The sequence below is a fragment of the Streptomyces silaceus genome (assembly GCF_001419745.1).
Lineage (GTDB): Bacteria > Actinomycetota > Actinomycetes > Streptomycetales > Streptomycetaceae > Streptomyces > Streptomyces silaceus.
On the sequence record NZ_LIRJ01000268.1, the window covers coordinates 1 to 13,136 of the forward strand.

The following is a 13,136-nucleotide window of genomic DNA, read 5'->3' on the forward strand; positions in this document are numbered from 1 at the left end:
CGCGCTGCCGCTGACCCGCAGCGGCAAGCTCGACCGGGCCGCCCTGCCCGCCCCGCGCGCCGCCACCGCGACGCGCGCGCCCGCCTCCGCCCGCGAGAAGGAGCTGTGCGACCTCTTCGCACGGGTCCTCGGCGTCGCCGAAGCCGGGGCCGACGACGACTTCTTCCGGCTCGGCGGTGACAGCATCATGGCCATCCAGCTGGCCGGACAGGCCGCGGCGGCCGGGCTCGTCCTGGCCCCGCGCGACGTCTTCACGCTGCGCACCCCCGCCCAGCTGGCCCTCCACGTCCAGGAGGCGACCGGCGAAGCGGACGCGACGGACGGCCCCGAGGCGGGCCGCCTCCCGCTCACCCCGGTCATGCGGTGGTGGCTCGAACAGGGCGGCGACCCCTGGGCTTTCACGCAGTCGATGGTGTTCCCCGTGCCGGCCGGCACCGCCCGGCCGCGCGTCGAGGCAGCCGTGCGCTCGCTCGCCGAGCGGCACGCGGCGCTGCGGATGCGGCTGCTGCGGGACGACCTGGAGGCGGAGGTCACCGAGACGCTCCCGATGGGGGCCGACGTGGTGCGCGTCGCGGTCGACGGGGAGGACCAGGCCCGCTCGCGCGCACGGGAGCTGGCGGCCTCCACCCGCCTCGCCCCCGAGGACGGCGAGATGATGCGGGCCGTCTGGCTCGACGCGGGACCCGGGCGGCCGGGGCTGCTGCTCCTGACGCTGCACCACCTGGCCGTCGACGGCGTCTCCTGGCGCGTCATCGGACCGGAGCTCGCCGCCGCCCTGACGGAAGGGGGCGCCGCGCCCGCGCGTCCCGGCACCTCCTTCCCGCGGTGGGCCGCGCTGCTCGCCGAGGAGGCCGGGAGGGCCGAGCTCGTCCTGACCGAACTGCCGTGGTGGCGAAGCCAGTTCAAGGGCGCCGACGACGCCCGCATCGCGGACGGGAAGGGGGCGGGCGCCCGCCGGGCCACCCTCACCGTCGACCTGCCCGCCGACCTCACCGAGGCCGCGCTCACCACGCTGCCCGCGGCCTTCAACTGCGGCCCCGAAGCCGTCCTGCTCTCCGCGCTGACCGTCGCGGCCGTCCGCCACCGGGGCCACGGCACCGGCCTCCTCGTCCACCTGGAGGGACACGGCCGGGAGACGCTGTCGCGGCCCGCGGACGTGTCCCGCACCGTCGGCTGGTTCACGACGCAGTACCCCGTGCTGCTGGAGGCCGGGCGGCAGGGCGACGACGCGACGCCCGGCGGCGCGGTGGGCGACGGCACGGCGGGCGAGGTGCTCAAGGCCGTGAAGGAGCGGCTCAGGGCGGTCCCCGGCGGCGGCATCGGCTGGGGCCTCCTGCGCCACCTCAACCCGCACACCGCCCCCGACCTCGCCGAACTGCCCGTGCCCGACGTGCGGTTCAACTACCTGGGCCGCCTCACCTCCGGCGACGCGGCGGGCGGCGAACTGCTCGACGGGGCGCCCGGCGCGGTGCCGCTCGGCCACGCCGTCGAGATCGACGCCCTCGCCAAGGAGGGCCGGCACGGACTGGTCCTGGAGGCGACCTTCTCGTACGCCGAAGGAGTCCTCGCCGAGGACGACGTACGGCAGCTCGCCCTGAGGTGGCGCGAGGCGCTCACCGACCTCGCGGACGAGACGGCGCGGGGCGGCCCGGTCGGCGCCACCCCGTCCGACTTCCCCCTGGTGAGTCTCTCCTCCGACGAACTGGCCCTGCTGGAGGGCGACATGGACTTCCTCGACGCCGAGCCGGGGACGGAGGAGGACCGGTGAGCGGCCGCATCGCGGACGTCCTGCCGCTCACCCCCGGCCAGGAGGGCCTGCTCTTCCACGCCGTGCGCGACACCGAGGGACCCGACCCGTATCTGGTCCAGGCCCGCCTGCGCATCGGCCCCGCCACCGGCGCGGACGCCGTGCGCGCCGCGCTGGCCGCCCTCATGGACCGCCACCCCACCCTGCGCGCCTGCTTCCGGCACGAGCGCCTCGACCGCCCCGTGCAGGTGATCCCGCACGCCGTCAGGGTGCCCTGGACCGAGGTCGACCTGACCGGCCGCACCCCGGAGCGGGTCGAGTCCGGCAGGGCGGAGTTCCTCGCGCAGGACCGCGCGCTCCGCTTCGACCCCGCGCGCCCGCCGCTGGTCCGCGCCGCGCTCGTGCGCCACGACACCGGCCAGGAACTTGTCCTGACCTGCCATCACATCCTCATCGACGGCTGGTCGGTGCCGATCCTGGAGCGCGACCTCGCGGCGCTCGTCGCCGGTGAGGCCCTGCCGCCCGCCGTGCCCCACCGGCAGTACGCGCTGTGGCTGAGCCGCCAGGACCAGGCTTTGGCGCGCGAGGCCTGGCGCGCGGCCCTCGCCGGACTGGAGCGCCCCGCCCCGCTCGTGCCCGCCCACGCGGCCGACCCCACGGCGCCCGCCGACACCCTGAGGCTGCCCCTCACCGCCGGGCTGACCGCCGCCCTGGTACGCCGCGCCACCGAGGCGGGCGTCACCCTCAACACCCTGACCCAGGCCGCCTGGGCCCTCGTCCTCGCCCGGATGACCGGCGCGCGGGACGTCGTCTTCGGCGGGGTCGTCGCGGGACGCCCGCACGACCTGCCCGGGGCCGGCGAGATGGTCGGCATGTTCATCAACTCGCTGCCCGTGCGGGTCCGGCTGCGCGACGAGGAGACCGTCGCCGAACTGCTCGCCCGCGTCCAGGACGAGCAGGCGCACCTGAGCGCGTACCACCACGCCCGCCTCGCCGAGGTGCAGCGCGTCGCCGGGGCGGGGGCGGGCGAACTCTTCGACTCCGTCCTGGCGTTCGAGAACTTCCCGCGCGGCGCCGGGGACGGACAGGACGACCCGGACGCCGTGCGCGTCCTGGACGTCCAGGACGCCACCCACTACCCGGTGACCCTCGCCGTCGTCGCCGGCGAGCGGATGCTGCTCGCCGTGGGCTGCCGCCACGGCATCTCCGCCGACGCGGTCGCCGCCCGCATGGTGCGCGCCTTCGAGCAGCTGACGGGTGACCCCGGCACGCCGGTCGGCCGCCTCGACGTGCTCCCCGAGGCCGAGCACCGCGCACTCCTCGCGCGGGCCACGGGCGCCCCGGCGGAGCCCGCCGCCGAACCGGCCACCGTGACCGCCCGGTTCGCCGCCCGGGCGGCCCGCACCCCGGACGCTCCCGCCGTGGAGGCCGACGGCGAGACCCTCACGTACGCACGCCTCGACGCGGAGTCGGACCGGCTGGCCCGGCGCCTCGCCGGGGCGGGCGTGGGCGCCGGCGCCACGGTGGGCCTGCTGCTCCGCCGCTCGCCCGCCCTGATCGTCGCCCAGCTCGCGGTGGCCAAGGCGGGCGCGTGCTGGCTGCCGCTCGACCCGGCGCAGCCGCGGGACCGCCTGTCCCGGCTGGTCGAGGGCGCGTCGGCGGACCTGGTCCTGACGGACGACGAGGACGCACGGCAACATCGCCTGTCCGTACGCCACTTGGCCGTACGCGGCGACTCGCCGGAGGCGCCCCTCGGTGCCCCCGCGCACCCCGAGTCCGCCGCCTGCGTGATGTACACCTCCGGGTCGAGCGGCGAGCCCAAGGGCGTCGTCGTCCCGCACCGGGCCGTCGTCGCGCTCGCCGCCGACCGCCGCTTCGCGGGCGCCGCCCACCGCCGCGTCCTGCTGCACAGCCCGCACACCTTCGACGCCGCCACCTACGAGACGTGGGCCCCGCTCCTGAGCGGCGGCACGGTCGTCGTCTGCCCCGACGAGCCCGTCACGCCCGCCCTGCTGGCCCGGGTGCTGCCCGAGGGGCGCGTCACCGCGCTGTGGCTGACCGCCGAACTCTTCCGTACGGTCGCGGAGCTGGCGCCCGAGGTCCTGCGGGGGCTGCGCGAAGTGTGGACCGGCGGCGACGTCGTGGACCCCGACGCGGTGCGCCGCGTCCGGGCGCGCTGCCCCGGTCTTGCCGTCGTGAACGGCTACGGCCCCACCGAGACCACGGTGTTCGCCACCGCCCACCGCGTCACGGAGACCGCCCCGGGCGCGCCGGTGCCGATCGGCGGCCCGCTCGACGGCACCCGCGTCCACGTCCTCGACGCCCGGCTGCGCCCCGTCCCCGACGGCGGCGTGGGCGAGGTGTACGTCGCGGGGACCGGGCTCGCCCACGGCTACCTCGGTCTCCTCGGCGCCACCGCCGAACGCTTCGTCGCCGACCCGCACGGCGAGCCGGGAGCCCGGATGTACCGCACGGGCGACCTGGCCCGGCGGACCCCCGACGGCGCCCTGGAGTTCGCGGGCCGCGCCGACGACCAGCTGAAGATCCGCGGCTTCCGTGTCGAACCCGCCGAGATCGAGGCGGCCCTGACGACCTGCCCCGGCGTGACCCGCGCGGTCGTCGCCGCCCGGCCCGCCCCGGACGGCGGCAAGCGGCTCGTGGCGTGGGTGGTGCTGGAGGACCTGGAGGGACTGGAGGGCACCGAGGGCTCCGGCCCCGCCGGGCACGACCCCCTGGAGCGCGTCCGCGAGGCCGCCGCCCGGATCCTGCCGGGGCATCTGCTGCCCACCGCCTGGGCCCGCGTCGACGCCGTGCCGCTCACCGCGCACGGCAAGGCCGACCGGGCCGCCCTGCCCCGGCCCCTCGCCGCGGCGGCCCCCTCACGGGCGCCGCGCACCGCGCGCGAGAAGGAGCTGTGCGACCTGTTCGGCGAGGTGCTCGGCCTCCCGGACGTCGGGCCCGACACCGACTTCTTCGCGGCCGGCGGGCACTCGCTGACCGCGCTGCGCCTGGTGGGACGGATCGAGAAGGCCTGGGGCGAGCGGGTCCCGGTCGCCGCGCTCTTCGCGGCACCCACGCCCGCCGCCCTCATCGCCCGCCTCGACGCGCCGGACCCGGACCGGGCCGAGAGCCTCGCCCCGCTGCTCGCCCTGCGCGCACAGGGCGAGGGCACGCCGCTGTTCTGCGTGCACCCGGGACTCGGTGTGAGCTGGGCCTTCACCGCGCTGCTGCCGCACCTGTCCCCGGACCGGCCCGTGTACGCCCTCCAGGCCACGGCCCTGAGCGAGGACGTGTCCCGGCCGCACCACAGCGTCGCCGACCTCGCCGAGGAGTACGTCGAGCGCATCCGCGCCGTGCGGCCCCACGGCCCGTACCTCCTGCTCGGCAGGTCCTTCGGCGGGCCCGTCGCCCACGAGATGGCGGTACGGCTGCGCGCGGCGGGCGAGGAGGTCGCGCTGCTCGCGGTCGTCGACGCCATGCCCAAGCCGCCGGAGATCGCCCGCACCCCGCTGGACCCCGCCGTCGTCGACGAGGAGGCGCGGCGGATCCTCCGGGAGGAGGGCGCCGTCCTCGACGGGATCGGCGGGCACCGGCTCGCCGCCCTGACCGAGTCCGTCGCCCACCACCTGGTCCTGGCCCGCCGGTGGGTCCCGTCCCCCTACGACGGCACCGTGACCCTCTTCGCCGCGTCCCGCGACCCCGAGGCCATCCCCACCGGGATCAAGGCCGAGGCGTGGCGGCGCGCCGCAGCCTCCGTCGACGTGCACGAACTGGCCTGCGCCCACGTCGAGGTGCTCGACCCGGACCAGGCGGCCCGGATCGCCGCGGTCCTCGAACAGACCCTTCAGGGAGAGTGACCCAGTGGACGACACACTGGACCCGGCGGCCCCGGTGGCCGTCGAGGAGTACGAGTTCCCCGTCTCCGACGCCCAGAGCCGGCTTCTGGTCCTCGACCGGATGAACCCCGGCACCGCCCAGTACAACGTGCCCGCGGCCTTCGCCGTGCACGGCCCCTTCGACCTCGGCGCGTTCACGCGCGCGCTCGACGCCCTCGTGACCCGCCACGAGTCGCTGCGCACCGTCTTCCGCACCGCGCCCGACGGCACCCAGACCCAGCTCGTGGCCGCCACCGGCCGCGCGCACCTCACCGTCGAGAAGGACATCGCGGCACACGAGGTGCCGGGGCGGCTGCGGGCCGACGCGGCCCGCCCCTTCGACCCGGCGGCCGGGCCGCTGCTGCGGTGCGCGGTGTACGCCGTCGACGACGGCAGCCACCGCCTGCTGCTCGTCGCCCACCATCTGATCTGCGACGGCTGGTCCCTCGGCGTCATCCTGCGCGACCTGTCCGCCGCGTACGCCGCCGAGACCCGCGGCCTGCCCCACGACCTGCCCGAACTGCCCATCCAGTACCCGGACTTCGCCGTCTGGCAGCGCGAGCGTCAGGCCGCCGGCGGCTATGCCGACGCCGTCGCCCACTGGGCGGGCGCGCTGCGCGGGGCGCCCGAGGTCGTCTCGCCCCCGCTGGACCGGCCGCGCCCCGCCGTGCGCACCGCCGACGGCGGCGCCGAGCGGTTCCTGCTGGGCGACGGGGTCCGCGCGCGGCTCGCCGAGGCGGCGCGGACCCGGGGCGGCACGCCGTTCATGGCGCTGTTCGCCGCGTACGCCGCGTACCTCGGCCGCCTCAGCGGCCGCGACGACCTGGTGATCGGCTACCCGGTGTCCGGCCGCGACCGGCCCGAACTCCAGGACCTGGTCGGCATGCTGACCAACACGCTGGCCCTGCGCGTCGACCTGACCGGTGACCCGTCCTACGGCGAGCTGATCGGCCGCGTCCGCGCCGCGCTGCTCGCCGGGTCGCCCCACCAGGACGCGCCGTTCGAGTCCGTCGTGGACGCCGTCGCCCCCGCCCGCGAGACCAGCCACGACCCGCTGGTCCAGCTGGTCTTCGCGTACGACGACGACACCGAGCTGTCCCTCGCGCTCGCGGGAGCCGACGTCGACCGCGTCGAACTCGCCCTGGAGACGGCCAAGTTCGACTTCCATCTGCACGTCGAGCGGTGGGGCGCGGACGGCACCCTGGCCGCGCAGTTCATCTACCGCGCCGACCTCTTCGAGGCGGCCACCGTCCGCAGCTGGGTGCGCGGCTTCGAGACGTTCCTCGACGCGGCCCTCGCCCGCCCCGACGCGCCGCTGGCCGCCCTGGACGCCGTCCCCGCCGAGGAGCGCGCCCGCGCGGTCGCCGCCGCCGACCGCACCGACGAGGCCGCGCCCACGGACCGCCTGGTCCCCGACCTCATCGCGGACGTCGCCGCCGCACGGCCCGACGCCACCGCCCTGGTCTGCGGCGACGTACGGCTCGGCTACCGCGAACTCCTCGCGAGGGCCGACGCGCTGGCACTCCGGCTGCGCGCGGCCGGCGTGCGGCCCGGCGTGCCCGTCGGCCTGCTGCTGCCCCGCTCGGCCGAGATGGGCGTCGCGGCGCTCGCGGTGCTCCGCGCGGGCGGCGCGTACGTCCCCCTGGACCAGGCCCACCCGCACGCCCGCCTCGCGCACATGGTCGAGGCCTCCGGGACGCGGCTGCTCCTCACGGCGGAGGAGACCGCGCCGAAGGGGGAGGCCCTCGGCGTGCCCTGCCTGCGCGCCGACGAGGCGGCCGCGGACGAGGCGGCCGTCGACGAGTCCCTCGTGCTGCCCGAGGGCGAGCGGCCCACCCCGGACGACCTCGCGTACATCCTGTTCACCTCCGGCTCCACCGGCGTGCCCAAGGGCGTCGCCGTCGAGCACCGCGCGCTGCTCAACCTGACCGTGGCGGTGCGGCCCGCGTTCCCGGTCACCGCCGACGACCGCGTGCTGCAGTTCGTGTCGTTCGGCTTCGACGTCGCCGTCTCCGACCTGTTCTTCCCCTGGGTCGCGGGCGCCGAGCTGCACATCGCGCGGGACGACGAACGCCTCGGCGACGCGCTGTTCGCCCGGCTGCGGGACTCGCGCATCTCGTACGTGTTCCTGCCGCCGTCCGCCGCGATGCTGCTGCCCGACGTGGCCGGGCGCCTGCCCGACCTCGTCACGCTCGCCGTCGGCGGCGAGGCCTGCCCCGCCGAGCTCGTCGAGCGCCTCGCCGAGCCGGGCCGCCGGATCGTCAACGCGTACGGCCCCAGTGAGGCCACCGTCTACGCCACCACCGCCGACCTCGTCCCCACCGAACCCGTCGTCATCGGCCGACCGGTGCCGGGCTCGCGCGTGCACGTCCTCGACGACCGCCTGCGCGTCGTCCCGACCGGCGCGACCGGCGAGGTCTACATCGCGGGCGCCTCGCTGGCCCGCGGCTACGTCGCCCGGCCCGGCCTGACCGCCGAACGCTTCGTCGCCGACCCCTACGGCCCGCCCGGCGCCCGGATGTACCGCACCGGCGACCTCGCCCGCATCGACGCCCGCGGCCGCATCCACTACCTCGGCCGCTCCGACTCCCAGGTCAAACTCCGCGGCATCCGCATCGAACTCGGCGAGATCGAGGCCCTGTTGGCTGGCTCCCCGGACGTGGCGGTCGCCGCGGCCGCGGTGCGCGGCGACGGCGCCGACCAGCGCCTGGTCGCGTACGTCGTGCACCGCGAGGGCGCCGCCCCCTCGGACGAGGACCTGCGCGCCCACCTCGCCGAGCGGCTGCCCGGCTACATGCTGCCCGAGGTCTACGTCCACCTCGACGAGCTGCCCCTGAACCGCTCCGGCAAGATCGACCGGGCGCGGCTGCCCGAACCGTCGGGGGAGCGGCACGACCAGGGCCGTGCCCACGTCGCCGCGCGCACCGCCACCGAACGGCGCGTGGCCGAGGTGTGGGCCCGCGCGCTCGCCCGGGACCAGGTCGGCGTCCACGACAACTTCTTCGACCTGGGCGGCAATTCGGTGCGGATGCTCGGCGTCCTCGCCGCCCTCCGCGAGGCGACGGACGACCCGGAGCTCTCCCTGGTCGACCTGTTCCGCCACCCCACCGTCGCCACGGTCGCGGCCCACCTCGACCGGACGTCAGGACAGGCCCCCGACCCCGGGGCCGACGCCCCCGCCGCCGCCACCGCGGCCCAGCGCAGGGGCAGTGACCGCCGCGCACGCCAGACCGCCGCCGCACAACGGCTCCGCTCCAGAAAGGGCACGCCACGATGACCGAGCCAGCCACCTGGGACCCGGCCGCGGACGCCGAGTCCGCCCTCGACTCCGCCCTCGCCGTCGTCGGGATGAGCGGACGTTTCCCCGGCGCCCCCGACCTGGACGCCTACTGGACGAACCTGCGCGACGGCGTCTGCTCCATCGCCGACTTCACCGAGGCCGAACTCCTCGCCGACGGCGCCGAGCCGAGCGAGGTGCGCGGACCCGACCACGTGCCCGCCAAGGGATACCTCGCCGACGCCGACCGCTTCGACGCCGAACTCTTCGGCTTCCACCGCACCGAGGCCGCCGCCCTCGACCCGCAGCACCGGCTCCTGCTCCAGACCGCCTGGGCCGCCCTGGAGGACGCGGGCCACGACCCGCTCGCCGCCCCGACCCGCACCGGCGTCTACGTCGGCGGCAGCCCGACCGAGCACATGCTGGCCGCCCACACCGACCGGCGCCTCGCCGCCTCGATCGGCGCGATGCAGATCCGCACCCTCACCGACCGCGAGTTCCTCGCCCCCTGGATCTCCTACCGCCTCGGCCTCGAAGGCCCCAGCCTGACCGTTCAGACGGCCTGCTCGACCTCGCTCACCGCGGTGCACCTCGCCGCCCAGGCGCTGCTCCTCGGGGAGTGCGACACGGCGCTCGCGGGGGGCGTCAGCGTCGACACCGTACGCAAGCAGGGATACGTCCACTACGAGGGCGGCATCTTCTCGTCCGACGGCCGCTGCCGCCCCTTCGACGAGCGCGCGGGCGGCACGGTGCCGGGCAGCGGCGTGGGCGTCGTCGTGCTGCGCCGCCTCGCGGACGCGCTCGCCGACGGCGACCCGATCCGCGCGGTGCTCCGGGGCTCCGCCCTGACCAACGACGGCGCCACGAAGGTCGGTTTCACCGCCCCCGGCGTCGAGCAGCAGACGGCGGCCATCGTCGAGGCGTGGTCGGCGGCGGGCCTCGCGCCGTCCGCCGCGCAGTACGTGGAGACGCACGGCACGGCCACGGAGCTGGGCGACCGGATCGAACTGGCGGCGGCGACGGAGGCGTTCAGGGGGGACGGGCAGGGGGTCGGCGCCGAGACTCCCGCCGGCACCGGCACCCGCATCGGCATCGGCTCCGTGAAGTCCAACATCGGGCACCTGGACGCGGCGGCGGGCGTCGCCTCGCTCATCAAGGCGGTGCTCATGCTGGAGCACGCCACGCTGGCGCCCACCGTCAACGTCACCGGGCCGCACCCCGAACTCGGCCTGGACGCCTCGCCGTTCCGCGTCGTGGACCGCGCCGCACCCTGGCCGAGCCCCGCCGCGGGGCCGCGCCGCGCGGGCGTGAGCTCGCTCGGCATCGGCGGCACGAACGTCCACGTCGTCCTGGAGGAGGCACCGCCCCGCCCCGGGACCACCGACGCCGCCGCGCCCCGGCGCACCGAGATCCTCCCCCTCTCCGCCCGCACGGAGAGCGCCCTCGCCGCGCTCGCGGGCCGCCTCGCGACCGCCCTGCGCGCGCCCGGCGCCCCGTCCCTCGCCGACACCGCGCACACCCTGCGCACCGGCCGCACCCCCATGGACGTCCGCGCGTACGTCCTGGCCTCGGACACGGAGGAGGCCGCCGAGCGGCTGACGGCACTCGCCGAAGGACGCTCCCCGTACGCGGCGCAGGGCAGCCCCGACGAGGCCGGGCTGCGCGGGCTCGGCGAGCTGTGGCTCAAGGGCGGCACGGTCCTGTGGCCGGCCGGGCCCGCCGGGGCGCGCCGGGTGAGCCTGCCGACGTACCCGTTCGCGGGGGAGAGCTTCGGCGCGCTCACACTGGCCCGCCGGACCGAGGACGCGCAGGACGCCCCGGCGCCCGCCGCGCCCGGCGACGACCTCACCCGGGCCGTCTCCGAGCTGCTGGCCGAGGCCCTCGGCCTGGAGGGTCCCGCGGGCCCGGAGACGACCTACTTCGCGGCCGGCGGGGACTCGCTGACCGCGGTGCACCTGGTCGGCAGGCTCCGGGACGACTTCGGCATCGACGTGCCGATCACGCTGTTCCTGGAGGAGCTGACCCTCCACGAACTCGCCGACCGCATCGTCGAGTCGAAGGAGACGGGGGAGGACTCGCTGGACGCGCTGCTGTCGGAGTTCGAGGCGGAGTAGCCGGAGGCGGAGCGCGCGTACGGGGCGGGGCGCCGGTCGGGCGCCCCGCCCCGGCCCGCTCACGGCGTGGCCGCGCTCCGGTCCGGCAGCGCGGCGGCGATGACGTCGGCGACGTACGGAAGGTGGTCGTCGAGGAAGAAGTGCCCGCCCGTCAGCACATGGCAGGAGAACGCGCCCTGCGTCTCGCGCTCCCAGACCCGTGCGGCCTCGACCGTGACGCGCGGGTCGGCGTCACCGGTCAGGGCGATGACGGGACAGTCCAGTCGAGGCCCCTCGCGGTACTCGTACTCGTCGACGATGCGGTAGTCCGCCCGCACCGGCGGAAGGAAGAGCGGGATGAGCTCGGGGGAGGAGAAGAGCTCGTTGTCCGTGCCGGACAGGCCCTTCATGTCCTCGATCAGTTCGGCGTCGGACATCTCGCGCACCGGGCGCCGCCCCGCGGGCCGCCAGGGCAGCGAGGGCCCTCGCCGGCCGGAGACGAACAGGGCCGCGGGCGGCCGCCCTTCGGCCGTCAGACGGCGCGCGGTCTCGAACGCGAGCAGCGCGCCCATGCTGTGCCCGAACAGGGCCACCGGCCTGCCGTCGTCCCACTGGGACCGCACGCCGAGCACGGCGTCGACGACGTCGCCCGCCCGCTCGGCGAACGGCTCGCCGTACCGGTCCTGACGCCCCGGGTACTGCACGAGCCGCGGGTCGACGACGCCCGTGACGGCGGCCGACAGGGCGTGGTAGGCGCTGACCGAACCGCCCGCGTGCGGGAAGCAGAGCAGGCGCGTCCCGGCGGCGGGTGCGGGGTGGAAGCAACGTATCCAGTCGCCCACGAGCGCCCTCCTTTCGTGTTCCGTGCCGTCTCCCGAGGACGGCGGCCTCGGCCAGCATGCCGGACGAGCACCCGCCGTGGTGATCCTTTCCGCGGAGCGCGGCGCAGATCACGGTGCGGACGCCGGGCCGGGCGTCCCCGGCGCGCACCCGCCTAGACTTGGCGGCGCCCCGGGACGACGGAACGCCGGGGCGCGACGGACCAGGACGACGAAGACGCGCGGCCCGCGGGGGCGGCGCGACCGAGCAGAAGGACGACGGTGGGCGGAACGGGAGGCCGGCAGGTGATCACGGGCACCGGCGGCCACGACGACCCGCCCGCGGCCCTGCTCACGGAGGCGGCGGCCGCCTTCGGACTGCTCGCCTCGTCCGCGCGGCTGCACATCGTGTGGGCGCTCGCGCAGGGCGAGAGCGACGTCAGCGGCCTCGCCGAGCGGGTGGGCGGCGCGCTGCCCGCCGTCAGCCAGCACCTGACCAAGCTGAAGCTCGCCGGGCTCGTGGGCGCGCGCCGCGAGGGCCGCAGGATGGTCTACTTCGTCGCCGACCCCGACGTGGTCACCGTCGTCCGCCTGATGGTCACCCAGCTCGCGTCCCGCGCCGAGGAGGCCGGGGCCCCGGCCCGCCGCTTCCGTGGAACCGGTGCCTGAGCCCCCTGCGGCCGAGGTCGAGGCGACCCCGCTCACGGTCCTGCGCGCGCTGGACACCGGCCCGCGCGGCCTCACCGAGGAGGAGGCGGGGGCCCGGCTGGCCCGCCACGGCGAGAACACGGCGCCGGCCCGCGCGACCGTGCCGTGGCCCGGCCGCTTCCTGCGCGGCCTGCGCGACCCCTTCACCGCCGTGCTGCTCTGCCTCGGCCTGGTCTCCGCCACCGTGGCCGCGTGGGGCACGGCCTGCGTGATCACCGTCCTGGTGGTGGTGAGCTGCGCGCTGCGCTCGACGGGCGAGCACCGCGCCGACCGCGCGATGAGCGCGCTGCGCGAGCTGGTGGCGACGACGGCGACGGTCGTACGCCGCCCGTACGAGGGCGCGCCGCCGACGCCCCGTGAACTCCCCGTGGACCAGCTCGTCCCCGGCGACGTCGTCCGCCTCGCCCCCGGCGACCTCGTCCCGGCCGACGTCCACCTGCTCCGGTCGCAGGGCCTGCACGTGAACGAGGCGCCGCTGACGGGCGAGTCGGAGCCGGTACGGAAGAGCCCCGGTCCCGCGAGCCCCGGCTCACACCTCTGTTTCCAGGGGAGCAGCGTGACGTCCGGGAGCGGGACGGCGGTGGTGGTGGCGACGGGGGCGGGGACGCGGTTCGCGGC

7 protein-coding genes are annotated in these 13,136 nt (G+C 76.8%); 6 read left to right on the forward strand and 1 reads right to left on the reverse strand.

Going from position 1 to position 13,136, the window contains the following annotated elements; translation table 11 throughout:
- The 4 genes from AOK22_RS24060 to AOK22_RS24075 form a co-directional block, all read left to right on the forward strand.
- Window positions 1–1,768, forward strand: a 1,768-nt coding sequence (locus AOK22_RS24060; protein WP_244164958.1) for a condensation domain-containing protein, incomplete at its 5' end; no start/stop codon positions are given.
- The gene (locus AOK22_RS24065; protein WP_055700796.1) at window positions 1,765–5,604 is read left to right on the forward strand and encodes a non-ribosomal peptide synthetase; all 3,840 of its coding nucleotides are present in this window, start codon (window positions 1,765–1,767) and stop codon (window positions 5,602–5,604) included. The genes AOK22_RS24060 and AOK22_RS24065, both read left to right, overlap by 4 nt.
- A 4-nt stretch (window positions 5,605–5,608) precedes the next feature.
- Complete coding sequence (locus AOK22_RS24070; RefSeq protein WP_055700797.1) at window positions 5,609–8,899, forward strand: non-ribosomal peptide synthetase; 3,291 nt, start codon at window positions 5,609–5,611, stop codon at window positions 8,897–8,899.
- Complete coding sequence (locus AOK22_RS24075) at window positions 8,896–11,013, forward strand: type I polyketide synthase (protein WP_055700798.1); 2,118 nt, start codon at window positions 8,896–8,898, stop codon at window positions 11,011–11,013. The genes AOK22_RS24070 and AOK22_RS24075 overlap by 4 nt, the downstream gene beginning before the upstream one ends.
- Window positions 11,014–11,072: 59 nt before the next feature.
- Here the strand turns inward: AOK22_RS24075 and AOK22_RS24080 are convergent, their stop codons facing one another.
- Window positions 11,073–11,834: a thioesterase II family protein gene (locus tag AOK22_RS24080; RefSeq protein ID WP_055700799.1), complete on the reverse strand. Its 762-nt coding sequence runs from the start codon at window positions 11,832–11,834 to the stop codon at window positions 11,073–11,075.
- 282 nt (window positions 11,835–12,116) lie between these two features.
- On the opposite strand from AOK22_RS24080, the gene AOK22_RS24085 reads away from it, so the two are divergent.
- Both AOK22_RS24085 and AOK22_RS24090 read left to right on the forward strand, forming a co-directional pair.
- A complete protein-coding gene (locus AOK22_RS24085) occupies window positions 12,117–12,479 on the forward strand; it encodes an ArsR/SmtB family transcription factor (RefSeq protein ID WP_055700800.1) in 363 nt (120 codons plus the stop codon).
- A partial coding sequence (locus AOK22_RS24090; RefSeq protein WP_425264056.1) for a P-type ATPase actuator domain-containing protein occupies window positions 12,463–13,136 on the forward strand: 674 nt, incomplete at its 3' end. The genes AOK22_RS24085 and AOK22_RS24090, both read left to right, overlap by 17 nt.

What these genes read in the sequence shown, in the direction of transcription:
- AOK22_RS24075 (WP_055700798.1), top strand. Translation starts at nt 8,896, where the DNA reads ATGACCGAGCCAGCCACCTGGGACCCGGCCGCGGACGCCGAGTCCGCC.